Source organism: Kitasatospora sp. NPDC098663 (assembly GCF_044760075.1).
In the GTDB taxonomy this organism is placed as follows: domain Bacteria; phylum Actinomycetota; class Actinomycetes; order Streptomycetales; family Streptomycetaceae; genus Kitasatospora.
In genome coordinates this window covers 34,171-54,647 of the sequence record NZ_JBIWAP010000020.1, presented here as the reverse complement: position 1 = coordinate 54,647, position 20,477 = coordinate 34,171, and the positions used below count along the sequence as shown (strand labels likewise).

The 20,477-nt window shown below is 75.3% G+C and carries 5 protein-coding genes; all 5 read left to right on the top strand.

What is annotated here, in order from left to right:
* Nucleotides 1–11: 11 nt before the first annotated feature.
* Entirely contained in the window at nt 12–9,548 is a 9,537-nt protein-coding gene (locus ACIQVZ_RS22135) for an amino acid adenylation domain-containing protein (RefSeq protein ID WP_402452320.1), read from the top strand.
* A gap of 149 nt (nt 9,549–9,697) precedes the next feature.
* Nucleotides 9,698–16,810: an amino acid adenylation domain-containing protein gene (locus tag ACIQVZ_RS22130; RefSeq protein ID WP_402452318.1), complete on the top strand. Its 7,113-nt coding sequence runs from the start codon at nt 9,698–9,700 to the stop codon at nt 16,808–16,810.
* 96 nt (nt 16,811–16,906) lie between these two features.
* Nucleotides 16,907–17,953, top strand: coding sequence for a class I SAM-dependent methyltransferase (locus tag ACIQVZ_RS22125; protein WP_350887093.1), 1,047 nt, complete (start codon nt 16,907–16,909; stop codon nt 17,951–17,953).
* Nucleotides 17,953–18,966: a pyridoxal phosphate-dependent aminotransferase gene (locus ACIQVZ_RS22120; RefSeq protein ID WP_402452317.1), complete on the top strand. Its 1,014-nt coding sequence runs from the start codon at nt 17,953–17,955 to the stop codon at nt 18,964–18,966. The genes ACIQVZ_RS22125 and ACIQVZ_RS22120 overlap by 1 nt, the downstream gene beginning before the upstream one ends.
* 220 nt (nt 18,967–19,186) lie before the next feature.
* Nucleotides 19,187–20,473, top strand: a complete 1,287-nt coding sequence (locus ACIQVZ_RS22115) for an MFS transporter (protein WP_402452314.1) — start codon at nt 19,187–19,189, stop codon at nt 20,471–20,473.
* Nucleotides 20,474–20,477 lie beyond the last annotated feature (4 nt).

The window sequence follows — 20,477 nt, the reverse complement described above, 5'->3', positions numbered from 1 at the left end:
GAGAGAGTCACATGTCCGGGGTCCAGCAGACGCACAGAGCCGACCGGCGGCCGACCCTGACCACGCTGGTGGACGCCCAGACGTCCCGCACCCCGCAGGCCCCCGCCCTGTACGCCGAGGGCACCACCCTCACGTACGCCGAGCTGGACGCCCGCGCCAACCGGCTGGCCCGGGTGCTCGCGGCCCGCGGCCTGGGCACCGAGGACATCGTCGCGCTCGCCCTGCCGAAGTCCCCCGAGGCCGTCGCCGCGATCCTCGCCGTCGCCAAGACCGGCGCCGCCTGGCTGCCCGCCGACCCGGCCTACCCCGCCGAGCGGCTGCGCCACATGCTGACCGACTCCCGCGCCGCCCTGGTGCTCACCACCGCCGAGGCCGCCGCCCAGCTGCCCGGGACCGGCGCCCCCCGGCTGCTGCTCGACGACCCCGGGCACCTCGCCGAGCTGGCCGCCCGGCCCGGCACCCCCTTCACCGCCGCCGAGCGGGTGCGGCCGCTGAGCGCCGGGAACACCGCGTACGTGATCTACACCTCCGGCTCCACCGGAGTGCCCAAGGGCGTGGCCGTCACCCACACCGGGCTGCCCAGCATGATCGACACCCAGGTCGCCGCCACCGGGGTCGGCCCCGGCAGCCGGGTGCTCCAGGCCGCCTCGCTCAGCTTCGACGTCTCCGTCTCCGACCTGGCCGTGGCGCTCTCCACGGGCGCCGCCCTGCTGCTCCCCCGCGAGCAGAGCCAGCTGGTCGGCGAGCCGCTGGCCGACCTGATCGAGCAGTACGGCGTCACCCACGCCGACATCGCCACCGCGATGGCGGCCACCCTGCCGGACGTGCCGCTGCCCTCGCTGCGCACCCTGATCGGCGGCGGCGAGGCCATCCCGCGCGAACTGGCCGCCCGCTGCGGCCGCGACCGCCTGATGCTCAACAGCTACGGGCCGACCGAGACCACCGTCATCGTCACCATGAGCGAGCCGCTCACCGGCGAGGAGCAGCCCCCGATCGGCCACCCCTGCCAGGACGTGCGCATCCACGTGCTGGACGAGCGGCTGCGCCCGGTCGAGCCGGGCACCGTGGGCGAGCTGTACGTCTCCGGCCCGCACCTGGCCCGGGGCTACCTCGGGCGCCCCGGCCTGACCGCCGAACGCTTCGTCGCCTGCCCCTTCGGTGAGCCCGGCGACCGGATGTACCGCACCGGCGACCTCGGCAGCCAACGGCCGGACGGGCAGCTGGACTTCGTCGGCCGGGCCGACGACCAGGTGAAGATCCGCGGCTTCCGGGTGGAGCTCGGCGAGGTCGAGCAGGCCCTCTCCGCCCACCCCGAGGTGCGCCAGGCCGTGGTGCTGGTCCGCGAGGACCGCCCGGGCGAGCGCCGCCTGGTCGGCTACACCGTCGGCGCCGCCGACCCGGCCGAGCTGCGCGCGTACTGCGCCGAGCGGCTGCCCGACCACATGGTGCCCACCGTCGTGGTGCTCGACCGGCTGCCGCTCACGCCCAACGGCAAGGTGGACAAGCGCGCCCTGCCCGCGCCGGTCTTCGCCGCCGCCGAGGAGGGCGGCCGGGCCCCCGCCGGGGAGCTGGAGCACGCCCTCGCCCGCCTCTTCGCCGAGGTGCTGGGCCTGCCCGCGGTGGGCGTCACGGACTCCTTCTTCGAGCTCGGCGGCGACTCCATCGTGGCCATCCGGCTCGTCTCCCGGGCCCGGCAGGCCGGGCTGCAGCTCACCCCCCGCGAGGTGTTCCTCTCGCCGACCGTCGAGGCACTGGCCCGGATCGCCCGACCGCTGGAGGGGCCGGTCGTCGCCGAACCCGCCGGGGCCGGCCTCGGCGAGGTGCCGCCGACGCCCATCGTGCACTGGCTGGCCGCGCAGCACGGCGCCGTCGAGAGCTTCTACCAGTCCACCCTGCTCACCCTCCCCGCCGGGAGCGGGCCCGAGCACGCGGCCACGGCCCTCCAGGCGCTGCTCGACCACCACGACGTCTTCCGCGCCCGCACCTCCCCGCTCGCCGAGCGCCCCTGGACGCTGCACGTCCCCGCCCCCGGCGCCGTCCCCGCCGAGGCCGTGCTGCGGCACGTCGCGGGCCCGGCCACCGGGGAGGCGCTGCGCGCCGAGACCGAGGCCGCCCGCGGGCGCCTCTCGCCCGAGGACGGCCGGATGCTCCAGGCCGTCCGGTTCGACGCCGGGCCGGGCCTGCCCCCGCAGCTCCTGCTCGTGATCCACCACCTGGCGGTGGACGGCGTCACCTGGCGCATCGTCGAGGAGGACCTGCTCGCCGCGCTCGCCGCCGCCCGCGAGGGCCGGGCCGTGGCGCTGGCGCCGGTGCCCACCTCCTTCCGCCGCTGGGCCCAGCGGCTCACCGCCGAGGCCGGGACCGACCGCCGGGCCGCCGAACTCCCGCTCTGGGAGGCCGCCCTGGCCACCCCGGACCCGCTGCTCGGCGCGCGCCCGCTCGACCCGGCCCGGGACACCTACGCCACCGAGGGCGTCCTGCGGCTCGTGCTGCCCGCCGAGACCACCCAGGCGCTGCTGACCCGCGTCACGGCCGCCTACCACGCGCAGGTCAACGACGTGCTGCTCACCGCGCTGGCGCTCGCCCTCGGCCACTGGCGCGGCGCGGCGACCGCCGGTCCGGACGGCGCCGTGCTGGTGACCGCCGAGGGCCACGGCCGCGAGGAGATCGTCGACGGCGTCGACCTGCACCGCACCGCCGGCTGGTTCACCTCCCTCTACCCCGTCCGGCTCGCCCCCGGGGCGCTGCCCTGGTCCGAGGTCACCGCGGCCGGCCCCGGGCTCGGCCGGGCCCTCGGCCGGGTCAAGGAGCAGCTGCGCGCCGTCCCGGACAACGGCATCGGCTACGGCCTGCTGCGCCACCTCAACCCGGCCACCGCCACCGTGCTGGAGGGGTACGCCGATCCGCAGGTCGAGTTCAACTACCTGGGCCGCTTCGCGCCGGAGGGCGTCACCGCCGAGGACGTGCTCGCCGGCACCGAGGCGATGAGCGAGGGCGCCGCGACCGGCCTCGCGCTCGGCCGGGTGCTCGGCCTGGACGCCACCACCGTCGACACCCCGCAGGGCCCGCTGCTGGTCGCCCAGTGGTCCTACGCCACCGGGCTGCTCACCGAGGAGCGCGTGGCCGCGCTCGCCGAGGCGTGGTTCACCGCGCTGCGCGCGCTCGCCGAGCACGCCGACCGGCCGGACGCGGGCGGACACACCCCCTCCGACTTCCCGCTCGTCACGCTCGGCCAGGCCGAACTGGACCAGCTCGCCGAACACCACGCCCCCGCCCGCCTGGTGGACGTCTGGCCCACCTCGCCGCTCCAGCAGGGCATGGCCTTCCACGCGGCGTACGACACCGACGGCGCCGACGTCTACACCTCCGTCTGCACCTTCGACCTCACCGGCCCGGTGGACGCCGACCGGCTGCGCGCCGCCGCCGAGGCCCTGCTGCTGCGCCACCCGAACCTCAGGGCGGGCTTCCACCAGCGCCCCGACGGCCCGCCCGTGCAGGCCGTGCCGGACGGCACCGAACTGCCCTTCACCGTCCTCGACCTGACGGCGCACGCCGACCCGCGGGCCGAGGCCGCGCGGATCGCCGCCGCCGAGTACGGCCGCCGCTTCGACCTCGCCCGGCCGCCGCTGCTGCGCTACACCCTGCTCACCCTCGCCCCCGGGCGCCACCAGCTGATCGCCGCCGCGCACCACATCCTGCTGGACGGCTGGTCCACCCCGCTGTTCGCCGAGGAGCTGTGGGGCCTGTACTTCCAGCAGCCGATGCCCCCGGCCGCCCCCTACCGCGAGTACCTGCGCTGGCTCACCCGGCGCGACGGCGCCGCCGCCCGCGCCGCCTGGGCCCAGGCCCTGGCGGGCGCCGACGAGCCCACCCTGCTGGCCCCCGGCCGCACCGCCGCCGCCCCCCTGCTGCCGCTGCGCCTGCACACCGGCCTCACCCCGGCGGCCACCGAGGCGCTGGCCCGCACCGCCCGCCGCTACGGCGTCACCCTCAACACCCTCGTCCAGGCCGCCTGGGGCGTGCTGCTGGCCCGGCTCACCGGGCGCGAGGACGTGCTCTTCGGCACCACCGTGTCCGGCCGGCCGCACGACCTGCCGGGCGTGGAGCGGATGGTGGGCCTGCTCATCAACACCGTGCCGGTGCGCGTCACCCTCGACCCGGCCGAGAGCTGGGGGCAGCTGCTGCTGCGCCTCCAGCACGAGCAGTCCGCACTGCTGGACCACCAGCACCTCAGCCTCACCGAGATCCAGCAACTCGCCGGAGTGGGAAGCCTGTTCGACACCGTCACGGTGTACGGCAACTACCCGGACCCGTCCGCCCTGGACGAGGCCGACCCGAGCGGCGCCACCCACGTCACCCTGGTCGAGGACGTCGACAGCGCGCACTACCCGCTGCTGCTGGCCCTCACCCCCGGCGACGGCCTCCAACTGCGCCTGGACCACCGGCCCGACGCCTTCACCCCCGCCGAGGCGCGCACCCTGCTGGACCGCTTCCTCGCCCTGCTCGACCGGATCGTCGCCGACCCGGCCGAACTCGTCGGCGCCGTCCAGGTGTTGACCGAGGAAGAGCGCGAGCGGCTGCTGACCGGCGGGACCGGCGCCACCGCGCCGCTGCCGGAGGCCGCGCTGCCCGAGCTGTTCGAGGCGCGGGCCGCCGCGGCGCCCGACGCGGTCGCGCTCACGGCCGACGACGTCGAGCTGACCTACGCCGAACTCAACGCGCGGGCCAACGGGTTGGCGGTACGGCTGGTCGAGGCCGGGGTCCGCCCCGAGACCCCCGTCGCGCTGCTGATGGAGCGCTCGGCCGCCCTGGTGGTGGCGATCCTGGCCGTGCTCAAGGCCGGCGGCGCCTTCGTACCGCTGGACGGCGCGCAGCCGGTCGAACGCCTGCGGGCCGTCCTCGCGGACTCCGGGGCCCGGCTGGTGCTGGCCGACACCGCCCACCGGGCGCACCCCGCGCCGGCCGGACTGGACGTGCTCGACCCCGAGGGCGACGACACCGCCGGAAACCTCGGACTCCCCCTGAGCGCCGACCAGTTGGCGTACGTGATGCACACCTCCGGCTCGACCGGCGTGCCCAAGGGCATCGGCGTCACCCACCGGTCCGTGGTCGACCTCGCGCTCGGCGGGACGTTCACGGACGGCGGCCACCAGCACGTCCTGCTGCACTCCCCCGTCGCCTTCGACGCCTCCACCTACGAGCTCTGGGTCCCGCTGCTCTCGGGCGGCCGCGTGGTGGTCGCCCCCGCCGGGCGGCTCGGCGTCGCCGAGCTGGCGACCGCGATCGGCCGGGGGCGGGTCGGCGCCGCCTGGATGACGGTCGGGCTCTTCAACGTGCTGGCCGCCGAGGCCCCGGAGACCTTCGCCGGGCTGCGCGAGGTGTGGACGGGCGGGGACATCGTCTCGCCGGCCGCCATCCGGCGGGTGCTGGAGCACTGCCCCGGCCTGCGGGTGGTGAACGGCTACGGACCGACGGAGACGACGACCTTCGCGACCCGCCACCCGATGGCCACCGCCGCCGAGGTGCCGGCCGCCGTACCGATCGGGCGGCCGCTGCCCAACACCCGGGTGTACGCGCTGGACGCCGGGCTGCGCCCGGTCCCCGTCGGCGTCGCCGGTGAGCTGTACGTCGCGGGCGCCGGGCTGGCCCGGGGCTACGTCGGCCGCGCCGGCCTGACCGCCGAGCGCTTCGTGGCCTGCCCCTTCGGCGAGCCCGGCGGCCGGATGTACCGCACCGGTGACGTGGTGCGCTGGACCGGCACGGGCGAACTGGAGTTCGTCGGCCGCGCCGACGACCAGGTCAAGCTGCGCGGCTTCCGGATCGAACTCGGCGAGGTGGAGGCCGCGTTCACCGCCCACCCGGCCGTCGGCCAGGCCGTCGCCGTGGTCCGCCAGGACCAGCCGGGCGACAAGCGCCTGGTCGCCTACGTCACGGGCCCCGTCCGGCCCGACGAGCTGCGCGCCTTCGTCACCGACCGCCTGCCCGGCTACATGGTGCCCGCCGCGATCGTCGCCCTCGACGCGCTGCCCGTCACCCCCAACGGCAAGGTCGACCGCCGCGCCCTCCCCGCCCCCGACTACAGCGGCGCCGCCGCCGGGCGGGCCCCGCGCACCGGCACCGAGCAGGCGCTCTGCGAACTCTTCGCCGAGGTCCTCGGGCTGGCCTCGGTCGGCATCGACGACAGCTTCTTCGACCTGGGCGGCCACTCGCTGCTCGCCACCAAGCTGGTCAGCCGCACCCGCACCGCCCTCGGCACCGAGCTGCCGATCCGCGCGCTCTTCGACCACCCGACGGTGGCCGCCCTGGCCGCCGCCCTGCCCGCCTCCGGCGCGGCCCGCCCATCCCTGCGGGCCGCCACCCGACCGGAGCGCGTCCCGCTGTCCTCCGCGCAGCAGCGCCTGTGGTTCATCGAGCAGTTCGAGGGCCCGAGCGCGCTCTACAACACGCCCGTCGCCCTCCGGCTGACCGGCACCCTCGACCGCCCCGCGCTGGAAGGCGCGCTGCGGGACGTGGTGACCCGGCACGAGGTGCTGCGCACCGTCTTCCCGACCACCGACGGCCAGCCGCACCAACTGATCGCCGAAACACCCGAGTCGATCCTGCGGACCATACCCGTGGCCACCGCGGAGGCGCTCCGGGCCGCCCTGGCCGAGGCCGGCGGGCAGGTCTTCGACCTCGCCCACGACCTGCCCGTCCGTGCGACGCTGCTCTCCCTCCCGCACGACGAACACGTCCTGCTCGTCCTCATGCACCACATCGCCACCGACGGCTGGTCCGTCGCACCGCTCCTACGGGACCTCGCCACCGCCTACGAAGCCCGGCTCACCGGCGCCGCACCGCAGTGGCAGCCGATGCCGGTGCAGTACGCCGACTACGCCCTCTGGCAGCACGAACTCCTCGGCACCCCGCAACAGCCCACCACCCTGCTCACCGAACAACTCGCCCACTGGCAGCAGACGTTGTCCGGCCTCCCCGAGGAGCTGGCGCTCCCCTACGACCGGCCGCGCCCGACCGCGCCCAGCCACCGGGGCGGCGCCGCCGAGTTCGAGGTCGGCGCCGAACTGCACACCGCCCTGGCCGAGTTGGCCGGCGCGCAGAACGCCAGCCTGTTCATGGCCCTGCAAGCCGCCGTCGCCGCCCTCTACACCCGCCTCGGCGCGGGCACCGACCTCCCGCTCGGCACCCCCGTCGCCGGCCGCACCGACGAAGCCCTCGACGACCTGGTCGGTTTCTTCGTCAACACCCTGCTGCTGCGCACCGACACCAGCGGCAACCCCACCTTCCGCGAGTTGCTGGACCGCGTCCGCCGCACCGACCTCGACGCCTACGACCACCAGGACATCCCCTTCGAGCGCCTGGTCGAACACCTCAACCCCCCGCGCACCACCCGCCACCCCCTCTTCCAGTCGCTCGTCGCCCTGGAGAGCGGCCCGGCGGTGCCCGCCGCCTTCGGCGACCTGGCCTGCGCGGACCACCCCTTCGAGCTGGACGTGGCCAAGTTCGACCTGTCCTTCCGCTTCACCGAACAGGGCCCCCAGGCGGGCCTGTCCGTGGCGGTCGAGTACGCGGCCGACCTCTTCGACCACGCCACCGCCACCGCCCTCGCCGAGCGGCTGCTGCGCGTCCTGCGCGCCGTCGCGGCCGACCCCGACGCCCCGATCGGCAGCATCGAGATCCTCGACCCCGCCGAACGCGAGCACCTGCTCACCGGCTGGAACGGACCGACCGCACCGGTGCCCGAGGCCACCCTGCCGCAGCTGTTCGAGGCCCAGGCCGCCGCCACCCCCGACACCCCCGCCCTGATCACCGGCACCGAGCAGCTCAGCTACGCCGAACTCGACTCCCGGGCCGAGCACTTGGCGACCCACCTCGCCGAGGTCGGCGTCGGCGCCGACACCCCGGTGATCCTCCTGATGGACCGCTCCGCCGACCTGGTGACGGCGATCCTCGCGGTGGCCAAGGCCGGCGGCACCTACGTCCCGCTGGACGACCGGCACCCGGCCGAGCGGCTGCGGCAGATCACCGCCGAGACGCGGGCGGCGCTCGTCCTGGTCGATCCCGCGCACCAGGACCACCCGCTGGCCACCGACGCCCCCTGCCCCGTCCTGCCGCTCACCGAGGGCTGGTTCGACGGCCCGCGCAGGCGGCGCGCCCAGCCCGCCGGGCTCCACCCGGAGCAGCTCGCGTACGTGATGTTCACCTCCGGATCCACCGGGGTGCCCAAGGGCATCGCCATCACCCACCGGGACGTGGTGCAGCTCGCGACGGACCCGTGCTGGCACCACCCCGACGGGCTGCGGGTGCTCTTCCACGCCCCGCACGCCTTCGACGCCTCGACCTACGAACTGTGGGCGCCGCTGCTCTCCGGCGGCCAGGTGGTCGTCGCGCCGCAGGGCGACCTGGACGCCTCCGCCATCCGCGAGCTGGTCCGGGCGCACGGGCTCACCCACGTGCACGTCACCGCCGGGCTGTTCCGCGTCATCGCGGAGGAGGACCCGGGCATCTTCAGCGGTGTGTGCGAGGTGCTGACCGGTGGGGACGTCGTCTCCGCCCCCGCCGTCCGCCGGGTGCTGGAGGCCGTCCCGGGCATCGCGGTGCGGGCACTGTACGGGCCGACCGAGACGACGCTGTGCGCGACCCAGTTCCCGATGCCGACCGCCTCGGCGGTCCCGAACGTGGTGCCGATCGGCCGCCCGCTGGCCAACACCCGCACCTACGTCCTCGACACCGCCTTGCAGCCCGTACCCACCGGCGTGGCAGGCGAGCTGTACATCGCCGGCGCCGGACTCGCCCGCGGCTACACCGGCCGCCCCGCCCTCACCGCCGAACGCTTCGTCGCCTGCCCGTTCACCACCGGTGAGCGGATGTACCGCACCGGCGACCTCGCCCGCCGGACCACCGACGGCATCCTGGAATTCCTCGGCCGCGCCGACGACCAGGTCAAGATCCGCGGCTTCCGCATCGAACTCGGCGAAGTCGAAACCGCCTTCACCACCCACCCCGCCGTCGGCCAAGCCCTCGCCCACGTCCGCGAAGACCAGCCCGGCGACAAACGCCTCGTCGTCTACACCACCACGTCGACAGGCGATGTCACCGCCGGCGAACTACGCGCCGCCGTCGCCGACACCCTCCCCAGCTACATGCTCCCCGCCGCCGTCGTCATCCTCGACACCCTCCCCGTCACCGCCAACGGCAAAGTCGACCGCCGCGCCCTCCCCGCCCCTGACTACACCGGCACCACCGAAGGCCGCGCCCCCCGCAACACCACCGAACAAACCCTCTGCACACTCTTCGCCGACGTCCTCGGACTCACCACCGTCACCATCGACGACCGCTTCTTCGACCTCGGCGGCCACTCCCTCCTCGCCACCAGACTGGTCAGCCGCATCCGCACCGCCCTCGGCACCGAACTGCCCATCCGCACCCTGTTCGACGCCCCCACGGTCGCCGCCCTGGCCGCCGCCCTGCCCGAGCGCGAGCAGACGGCCGCGCCGAAGAAGGCCCGCCCGGCTCTGCGGCCGATGCGCCGCCCGGGCGGCCCGGCCTGACCTGCCGCCCACCTCGCGGCCCCGTCCACCGCAGGATGCGCGCCCGCCGCCGGCCCGGCCGGCGGCGCGGCGGGCGGCGCCCCGCGACCGCCGAACCCCACCAGCCCCACCAACCACAGCAGCCGTAAGTCGCCAGTCGGAGGCAGACCTTGATCCCGTTGTCGTTCGCCCAGCAGCGGCTCTGGTTCATCGAACAGTTCGAGGGCCCGAGCGCCCTCTACAACACGCCGTTCGCCCTCCGGCTGACCGGCGAGCTCGACGCCGCCGCCCTCGAAGGCGCGCTGTGGGACGTGGTGGCCCGGCACGAGGTGCTGCGCACCGTCTTCCCGACCACCGACGGCCAGCCCCACCAGCACATCCTCGACCAGGGGCGCCCGCCGCTGCACCGGGTGCCGGTGGCCGACGAGGCCGAACTGTCCGAGCGGCTGCGCGAGGACGCCGGGCAGGTCTTCGACCTCGCCGCCGACCTCCCCGTCCGCGCCTGGCTGTACGCCCTCCCCTCGCCGGGCGAGCACGTCCTGCTGCTGCTGACGCACCACATCGCCAGCGACGGCTGGTCCGTCGCCCCGCTCTTCCGCGACCTCGCCACCGCCTACGAGGCCCGGCTCGCCGGCACCGAGCCGCAGTGGGAGCCGCTGCCGGTGCAGTACGCCGACTACACCCTCTGGCAGCGCGAGTTGCTCGGCGAGGAGGACGACCCGGAGAGCGTCGTCTCCCTGCAACTCGCCTACTGGCAGCAGGCGTTGTCCGGTCTCCCGGAGGAGCTGGCGCTCCCCTGCGACCGCCCCCGCCCGACCGCGCCCACCCGCCGGGGCGGCGCCGCCGCGTTGGAACTCGACGTCGAACTGCACACCGCCCTGGCCGCGTTGGCCGGCGCACAGAACGCCAGCCTGTTCATGGCCCTGCAAGCCGCCGTCGCCGCCCTCTACACCCGCCTCGGCGCGGGCACCGACCTGCCGATCGGCACCGTCGTCGCCGGACGCACCGACGAAGCCCTCGACGACCTGGTCGGCTTCTTCGTCAACACGCTGCTGCTGCGCACCGACACCAGCGGCAACCCGAGCTTCCGCGAGTTGCTGGATCGCGTCCGCCGCACCGACCTCGACGCCTACGACCACCAGGACATCCCCTTCGAGCGCCTGGTCGAACACCTCAACCCCACCCGCACCGCCGGCCACCCCCTCTTCCAGTCGCTCGTCACCCTGAACACGGAGCGGGCCGGCGATCTCGCCTTCGGCCCGGTGTCGGCCCGGCCGGTCGAGGCCGGCGAGGCCCAGGCCCAGTTCGACCTGAACTTCAACTTCGTCGAACACCTCGCGGCGGACGGCGACTGCCTCGGCGTCCGCGGCGCCGTCGACTACGCGGCCGACCTGTTCGACCACGCCACCGCCACCGCCCTCGCCGAGCGGCTGCTGCGCGTCCTGCGCGCCGTCGCGGCCGACCCGGACACCCCGATCGGCAGCATCGAGATCCTCGACCCCGCCGAACGCGAGCACCTGCTCACCGGCTGGAACGGACCGACCGCACCGGTGCCCGACACCAGCCTGCCCCGGCTGTTCGAAGCCCAGGCCGCCGCCACCCCCGACGCCCCCGCCCTGATCACCGACGCCGAACAGCTCAGCTACGCCGAGCTGAACGAGCGCGCCAACCGCCTCGCCGCCCTGCTGCTGGCGCGCGGCCTGACCACCGAACAGCCGGTGGCGGTGCTGATGGAGCGCTCCGCCGGGCTGCTCACGGCCGTCCTCGCGATCGCCAAGACGGGCGGCACGTACGTCCCGCTGGACGACCGCTACCCGCTGGACCGGCTCCAGCACATCCTCACCGACACCCGCACCGGCCTGCTGCTCACCGACCCGGCCCACCACGGGCACCCGGTCCTCGCCACCGGCGGCTTCGCCACCGTCGAGGTCACCGACGCGCTGCTCGCCACGGCCCCCGAGGCGGGCGACCCGGCCGTGCCCGTGCACCCCGGCCAACTGGTCTACGTGATGTACACCTCGGGCTCGACCGGCCTGCCCAAGGGCGTCGCCGTCACCCACCGCAACGTGGTGGACCTGCTGGGCAACCAGCACTTCCGCGCGGGCCACCACGAGCGCGTCCTGCTGCACTCGCCCACCGCCTTCGACGCCTCCACCACCGAGATCTGGGCGCCGCTCGTCACCGGCGGGGCGATCGTGCTGGCCGAGCCCGGCGAACTGGACATCCGGCGCCTCGCCGAGACCATCACCATCCACCAGGTGACGCTGGTCCAGGCGCCGTCGGGCCTGCTGCGGCTGATGGCCGAGGAGACGCCGGAGGCCTTCCGGGCCGTCCGGCAGGTGTGGACCGGCGGCGACGTCGTCCCGCCCGAGGCCGTTCGCCGGCTCTTCGAGGCGTGCCCGGACACCTCCGTCGTCGCGGTCTACGCGCCCACCGAGACGACGGCCATCAAGACCACCTTCACCATGACCCCCGCCTCGGCGGTCCCGAACGTGGTGCCGATCGGCCGCCCGCTGGCCAACACCCGGACCTACGTGCTCGACACCGCGCTACAACCCGTACCCGCCGGCGTGGCAGGCGAGCTGTACATCGCCGGCGCCGGACTCGCCCGCGGCTACACCGGCCGACCCGCCCTCACCGCCGAACGCTTCGTCGCCTGCCCGTTCACCACCGGTGAGCGGATGTACCGCACCGGCGACCTCGCCCGCCGGACCACCGACGGCATCCTGGAATTCCTCGGCCGCGCCGACGACCAGGTCAAGATCCGCGGCTTCCGCATCGAACTCGGCGAAGTCGAAACCGCCTTCACCGCCCACCCCGCCGTCGGCCAAGCCCTCGCCCACGTCCGCGAAGACCAACCCGGCGACAAACGCCTCGTCGTCTACACCACCACGTCGACAGGCGATGTCACCCCCGGCGAACTACGCGCCGCCGTCGCCGACACCCTCCCCACCTACATGCTCCCCGCCGCCGTCGTCATCCTCGACACCCTCCCCGTCACCGCCAACGGCAAAGTCGACCGCCGCGCCCTCCCCGCCCCCGACTACACCGCCACCACCGAAGGCCGCGCCCCCCGCAACACCACCGAACAAACCCTCTGCACACTCTTCGCCGACGTCCTCGGACTCACCACCGTCACCATCGACGACCGCTTCTTCGACCTCGGCGGCCACTCCCTCCTCGCCACCAAGCTGGTCAGCCGCATCCGCACCGCCCTCGGCACCGAACTGCCCATCCGCACCCTGTTCGACTCCCCCACGGTCGCCGCCCTGGCCGCCGCCCTGCCCGCCTCCGGCACGGCCCGCCCGGCCCTGCGGCCCGTCGACCGGCCCGAGCGCATCCCGCTCTCTCCGGCACAGCAACGCCTGTGGTTCATCGACCAGTTCGAGGGCCCCAACGCGCTCTACAACACCCCGTGCGCGGTGCGCCTGACCGGCCGGGTCGACGCCCCCGCCCTCCAGGCGGCGCTGACGGACGTCCTCGACCGCCACGAGGTGCTGCGCACCGTCTACCCGACCACCGGCGGCCAGCCGCACCAGCTGATCGTCGAGCGTCCCGAACTCCCGCTGCACACCGTGCCGGTGGCCACCGAGGAGGCGCTCCGGGCCGCCCTGGCCGAGGCCGGCGGGCAGGTCTTCGACCTCGCCCACGACCTGCCCGTCCGCGCGACGCTACTCTCCCTCCCGCACGACGAACACGTCCTGCTCGTCCTCATGCACCACATCGCCACCGACGGCTGGTCCGTCGCACCGCTCCTGCACGACCTCGCCACCGCCTACGAAGCCCGGCTCACCGGCGCCTCACCGCAGTGGCAGCCGCTCCCCGTGCAGTACGCCGACTACGCCCTCTGGCAGCACGAACTCCTCGGCACCCCGCAACAGCCCACCGCTCTGCTCGCCGAACAACTCGCCCACTGGCAGCAGGCGTTGTCCGGCCTCCCGGAGGAGCTGGCGCTCCCCTACGACCGCCCCCGCCCGACCGCGCCCACCCACCGGGGCGCGGCGGTGGAACTGCACCTGGACGGCGAACTCCACGCCTCCCTGGTCGAGTTGGCGCAGCAGAGCCGGGCCAGCGTGTTCATGGTGATGCAGGCGGCACTCGCCACCACGCTGGGCCGCCTCGGCGCGGGCACCGACCTGCCGATCGGCACCGTCGTCGCCGGACGCACCGACGAAGCCCTCGACGACCTGGTCGGCTTCTTCGTCAACACCCTGGTGCTGCGCACCGACACGTCCGGCGACCCGAGCTTCCGCGAACTGCTGGAGCGCGTCCGGATCGGCACCCTGGACGCCTTCGGGCACCAGGACGTGCCCTTCGAGCGCCTGGTCGAGCTGCTCAACCCGGCGCGCTCGACGGCCCGGCACCCGCTCTGCCAGGTGATGCTGACCTCCGGCGGCGACGCCGGACAAGTCCGCCTCGGCGGCCTGCCGGGCCGGGTCGAGGCGCTGGATTCGGACCTCGCCAAGTTCGACCTGACCTTCGCCTTCGGCGAGACCTTCGACCGCGACGGCGCCCCCGCCGGGCTGGAGCTGACGGTCGAGTACGCCGTCGACCTGTTCGACCGGGCCACGGCGGCGGCGACGGCCGCGCGGTTCGAGCGCGCCCTGCGCGCGGTGCTGGCCGACCCGGACCAGCGGGTGGGCCAGGTGGAGATCCTGGCGCCGGAGGAGCGCCGGCAGCTGGTCACGGCCTGGAACGACACCGACCACCCCGTCGCCCCCGCCACCTTCCCGGCGCTCTTCCAGGCCCAGGCCGCCGCCCGCCCCGACGCCGTCGCGCTCGCCTTCGGCGCCGAGCAGCTCAGCTACGCCGAGCTGAACGGACGCGCCAACCGCCTCGCCCGGCTGCTCACCGCGTACGGTGCGGGCCCCGAGCGGTTCGTCGCGATCGCCCTGGACCGCTCGATCGAGCTCGTCGTCGCCCAGCTCGCCGTCCTCAAGGCCGGCGCGGCCTTCCTCCCGCTCGACCCGCGCTACCCGGCCGACCGCATCGCCTACATGCTCGCCGACGCCGCCCCCGTCCTGGTCCTCACCACCGGCACGGTGGCCGCCGGTCTGCCGGCCGACATCCCGGTCCCGCGCCTGCTGATCGAGGACCTCGACACCTCCGCCCACCCGGCGCACGACCTCGCGGACGCCGAACCCGGCACCGACCCCGGCACCGAACCCGCCCCCGACGCCGCCGCGTACGTCATCTACACCTCCGGCTCCACCGGCCGCCCCAAGGGCGTCGTCGTCCCCCACACCGGCCTCGCCGCCCTGGTCGAGAGCCAGCGCCAGAGCCTGGCCGTGACCCCGGACAGCCGCTACCTGCTGTTCGCCTCCCCCTCCTTCGACTCCGCCGTCGCCGAACTCAGCCTGGCCCTGCTCACCGGCGCCCGCGCCGTCCTCGGCACCGCCGACCAGCTGCTGCCCGGCCCCGCCCTGGCCGAACTGATCGCCGAGCAGGGCGTCACGCACCTCACCCTGCCGCCGACCGCCCTGGCCGTCCTGCCCCCCGACGCGCTCGCCCACGTCGAGACCCTGGCCGTCGCCGGGGAGGCCTGCCCGCCCGACCTCGTCGAGCACTGGTCCGCCCGCCTGCGGATGGTCAACGCCTACGGGCCGACGGAGTCCACCGTCTGCGCCAGCATGACCGCCCCGCTGTCCGGCCGCATCGCGCCGCCGCTGGGCCGGCCGATCCTGAACACCCGGCTGCACGTCCTGGACGCCGCCCTGCAGCCCGTCCCCGCCGGGGTCGTCGGCGAGCTGTACCTCGCGGGCGTCGGCCTGGCCAGGGGCTACCTCAACCGGCCCGGCCTGACCGCCGAGCGCTTCGTCGCCAACCCGTACGGCGCCCCCGGCAGCCGGATGTACCGCACCGGCGACCTCGCCCGCCGCCGGGCCGACGGCTCCCTGGAGTACCTCGGCCGCACCGACCACCAGGTCAAGGTCCGCGGGTTCCGCATCGAACCCGGCGAGATCGAGGCCGCCCTCGTCCGCCACCCCTCCCTCGCCCAGGCCTTCGTCCTGGTCCGCGAGGACCGCCCCGGCGACCGGCGCCTGGTCGGCTACGCCGTGGCCCGGCCCGGGCAGACGGTCGACCAGGCCCTCCTGCGGGCCCACGTCGGCGCGACCCTGCCCGACCACATGGTGCCCTCCGCCGTCGTGGCCCTGGACGCCCTCCCCCTCACCGCCAACGGCAAGGTCGACCGCCGCGCCCTCCCCGCCCCCGACACCGCCGCCTGGCCCGGCGCCGGCCGGAGGCCCGGCACGCCGCAGGAGGAGGTGCTCTGCGGGCTGTTCGCCGACGTGCTCGGCGTCGAACGGGTCGGTGTGGACGACAACTTCTTCGAGTTGGGCGGGCACTCGCTGCTGGCCGCCCGACTGGTCGCGGGGCTGCGGGAGCTGGTCGGCGCGGGCGAGGGGATCGGGGTCCGCACCGTGTTCGAGGCACCGACCGTCGCCGGGCTCGCCGAGCGGCTCGCCCGGGGGCCGGGCGCCGAGAGCTTCCCCGTCCTGCTGCCGATCCGCACCCGGGGCTCGCGCCCGCCGCTGTTCTGCGTCCACCCGGCCGCGGGCATCAGCTGGGTGTACAGCGGCCTGCTGCGCCACCTCGACGCCGAGCAGCCGATCTACGGCCTCCAGGCCCCAGGCCTGGCCGATCCGGGCCACCGCCCCTCCTCCGTCGAGGAGTTGGCGCGCGACTACCTCGCGCAGATCCGCACCGTCCGCCCCGAGGGTCCGTACGCCCTGCTCGGCTGGTCCTTCGGCGGGGCCGTCGCCCACGCGATCGCCGCGCTGCTGCGCGACCAGGGCGAGGAGGTCCGGCTGCTGGCCCTGCTGGACGCCTACCCGGGCGCCGGCGAGGCGGAGCCCGAGCAGTGGCGGGACGACCCGGCGCAGCTGTCGGTGATCCTCGACTCGCTCGGCCACCCGGCCGGGGAGAGCGACGCCTGGCCCGAGGACGAGGACGGCTACGCCGAGCTGGTCCGGCACGGCGAGGGCCCGCTCGCGGGCCTCAGCGGCGCCGCGGTGGCCCGGGTGGTCGCGGTCTTCCGGACCAACGCCGAGCTGGCGCACGCGCTCCCGCTGCCCGGCTACGACGGCGACGCGGTGGTCTTCACCGCCGCCAAGGACCGCCCGGCCGACGCCCCCGACCCGGACGGCTGGCGCCCCCACGTGGGCGGCCGGATCGACGTCCACGAGGTGCCGAGCACCCACGGCGCCATGACGGGCCCCGAGGCGCTCGCCGTCATCGGCCCGGTGCTCGCCGCCCGCCTGACCGACCGACCGGCCACCTGACCCGCCGACTTTCGCATCCCCTCCGACCGCAGGCCACCGACCTGCACCCACCGCGCGGGCCGCACCCGGCCCGCCCACCGAGAAACGGACACCACCATGACCACTGCCGCCATCCCCGACACCTGGCGCGGCGTCACCCCGTCGCCGATCACGTCGACCGACGCCTACAACGGCTTCATCGCCGCCAACGTGATCTTCGCGCTGGACCGGATCGGCGTCCTGGAGAAGCTCGGGCGCGGCGAGCCGCTCTCGGCCGTCGAGGCCACCGCCCAGGGCGGCGACACCGCCCGGACGGAGGCCGTCCTGCGCGCCGCCGCCGACTGCGGCTACGTCAAGGCCGACGGCACCACCTACGTGCCCACCGAGGTGGGCCTCGAAGTCGCCGCCGCGCGCGGCTACTTCACCTGGGCCGTCGGCGGGTACCACGACGTGTTCGGCCGCGCCGGGCACCTGAGCACGGGGACGCACCACTACGGCGAGGACGTCCTGCGCGACGAGGCGATGGTCGCCCTCGGCTCCGCCCAGTGCGACCAGTCGCTGTTCGCCGCGCAGCTGACCGACGTGCTCTCCGGCATCGACTTCCGCACCATCGCCGACCTGGGCAGCGGCACCTCCGCCCGGGTGCGCCGGGTGGTCGGGCAGCGCGAGGGCACCCGGGGCCTGGGCATCGACATCAGCCGCCCGGCCACCGACATCGCCCGCCGCGACATCGTCACCGCCGGTATGCAGGACCGCGTCACCGCCGTCCGGGCCGACGTCCTGGGCCTGCTCGGCACCCAGATCGACAACGACGCCGAGGCCGCCGAGGTGGCCGAGGTCGACACCGTGATGAGCTTCTTCCTGCTGCACGACCTGCTGGCCGACCCGGCCACCCGCTCCTCGATCTTCACCCGGATGCGGGAGGCCTTCCCGAAGGCCCGCACCTTCGTGCTCGGCGACACCATGCTGCGCGGCCCGGGCGAGTCCCAGAGCTCCCTGCCGGTCTTCTCGGTCGGCTTCGAGCTGGCGCACGCGATGATGGGCGTGCCGCTGCACACCAAGGAGACGTACGAGGAGCTGTTCACCGACGCCGGACTGCGGATCGACCGCGTCGAGGCGCTGGCCACCCCGCACTCCTGGCTCTACGTCCTCCAGGCCGACTGATGGCCGCCGCCTCCGCCGCCAGACACCTGCTGGCGCAGAACGAGCACCCGGGCCCGCCGCTGCCGTCCGTCGTCGCCGCCCTGGCCGCGGCCGCCGGCGACCTGCACCGCTACCCGGACTTCCGCCCGCAGCGGATCGAGGGGATCATCGCCGACTGGCAGGGCGTCCCGGCCGCCCAGGTCGTGGTCGGCCACGGCTCGGCGGGCGTGGCGCTGGACCTCTTCCACGCCGTCGTCGGGCCCGGCGACAACGTGGTGCACTCGGCGCCCTGCTTCGACGCGTACCCGCTGTTCTGCGAGATCGCCCGGGCCGAGGCCCGGGCCGTCCCGCTCGGCCCCGACGCCCGGCACGACCTGGCCGCGATGGCCGAGCGGCTGGACGGGCGCACCCGGATCGTCGTGCTGTGCAACCCGCACAACCCGACCGGCACGGTCTACTCCTGGGCGGAGCTGACGGACTTCTTCCGCCGCGTCCCGGCCACGGCGCTGATCCTGCTGGACGAGGCGTACGTCGACTTCGCCCGGGACTGGACGGCCCCGGCGGTGCCGGACCGGATCGCCGAGTGGCCGAACCTGGTGGTGCTGCGCACCCTCTCCAAGTCGCACGGCATCGCCGCCTTGCGGATCGGCTACGCGCTCGCGGAGGAGTCCGTGGCCCAGCGGGTGCGGGACCACCAGGTCCCGTACGCGGTGAACCGGCTCCAGGAGGCGGGCCTGCTGGCCGCCGTCTCGGCCCAGGACGAGGTGGACCGGCGGATCGCCGAGATCGCCGCCGAGCGGGAGCGCCTGCGGGCCGAACTGCTGCGGCTGGGCTGGACGGTGGCGCCCAGCCTGACCAACTTCCTCTGGGTCGTCGCGCCGGGTGACCAGCTTCCCCTGCGGGCGGAGCTGGAGCGCCGAGGGGTGGCCGTCCGCTACTACCCCGGCCAGGGCGTCCGGATCGCCGTCGGTGAGAAGGACGCCAACGACGCGGTGATCGAGGGCTTCGGCGCCACCGCGCCCGCCGCTCCCTGACCGCGCCCCGCGCCTCCCCGCACGTCCTCGCGCACGTCCCGCGCACGTCCCCGCGCACGGCGCGTGAGGGCGCACCGTCCGCGCCCCACGCGCCGAGCGGCCCGGCGACTCGGCACGCCCAGCAACTCAGCACGCCCAGCACGTCCAGCACGTCCAGCAACTCAGCACGTCCAGCACGTCCAGCACCCCGAAGCGCCGTCGGCGCAGCGAAGGAACCGCGATGCACCCGCTGTTGGCCCGCCCGGAGTTCCGGCGCTACCTCGTCGGGCAGACCCTGTCCGTCCTCGGCGACAGCGCCCTCTCCATCGCCCTCGGCATCTGGGCCAAGGTGCTGACCGGCAGCAACTCCGCCGCCGGGCTGGTGCTGTTCTGCTTCGCCGCGCCGCTGCTGCTCCTGCCGCTGGGCGGCCTGCTCGCCGACCGGGTCCGGCGCAGGCCGCTGCTGGTCGGCGTCAACCTGGTGGTGGCGGCGGGGCTGACGCCCCTGCTGCTCGTCGACGGTCCGGACCGGGTCTGGATCATCTACTGCACCGCCTCGCTCTGCGGTCTCGCCGGGGCCGTGCTGGCCCCGGCGCAGAGCGCCCTGCTGCGCACGATCCTGACGGACCGTCAGGACTTCGGCGCGGCAGCCGGGTTCACCCAGAGCGCCCGGGCCGGCACCACGCTGGTCGCGCCGCTGCTCGGATCGGGCCTCTACAGCTGGCTGGGCGGGCACGCCGTGGCGCTGGCCGACCTCGGCGTGCTGCTGCTGGCGGCCCTGGCCTTCCTCGGCCTGCGGGCGGACGAGCCCAGGCCGGAGCCCTCGGGCCGCCGGTGGCGCACCGAGGTGCTGGCGGGCTTCGCCCACCTGCGGGGTGCGACCGGGCTGCGCCCGCTGGTGGCGGCCACCGCCGTCACGGGCTTCGTGCTGAGCCTGCTCCAGCCGGTGCTGTTCGCGCTGACCCAGCACGGGCTGCACCGCCCGCCGCAGTTCCTCGGCGTGCTGGAGACGACCGAGGCGGTCGGGGCGCTGGGCGGCTCGGTGGTCGGCGGCCTGCTGATCGGCCGGCTCGGGCCGCGCCGGACGGTCATGGCGGGGTCGGTGGTGTTCGGCCTCGGCACGGTCCTGCTGCTCGCGCCGTCCCTCCCCGTGGTGGCGGCCGGTCTGGTGATCGCCGGGGCCGGTATCCCGGCCGCCATGGTCGGCCTCGCCACGGCCGCCCAGGCAGCCACGCCGCCCCAGCTGATGGGCCGCGCCCAGGCGGCCGTCAACCTCTCGCTCACCGCCCCGCAGGCCCTCGCGGTCGGCGTCGGCTCCGGACTGGTGGCCGCCCTGGACTTCCGGGTCGTGCTGGCCGTGATGGTGCTCGGCGCCCTGCTCGCGGCCGCCCACCTGCTCGGCAAGCCCGAGGCCCCCACCGGGACCGAGAGCCCCGCCGGGACCGAGAGCCCCACCGACACCGAGGCCCCCGAAGAGCCCAAGAGCCCCACCGAGCCCGGGAGCGCCCCGGACCTCCAGCGCACCTGATCGC

Bases quoted from the DNA above. Each gene is read 5' to 3' on its own strand.
- ACIQVZ_RS22135 (WP_402452320.1), top strand. From the start codon at position 12: ATGTCCGGGGTCCAGCAGACGCACAGAGCCGACCGGCGGCCGACCCTG.
- ACIQVZ_RS22125 (WP_350887093.1), top strand. From the start codon at position 16,907: ATGACCACTGCCGCCATCCCCGACACCTGGCGCGGCGTCACCCCGTCG.
- ACIQVZ_RS22120 (WP_402452317.1), top strand. From the start codon at position 17,953: ATGGCCGCCGCCTCCGCCGCCAGACACCTGCTGGCGCAGAACGAGCAC.
- ACIQVZ_RS22115 (WP_402452314.1), top strand. From the start codon at position 19,187: ATGCACCCGCTGTTGGCCCGCCCGGAGTTCCGGCGCTACCTCGTCGGG.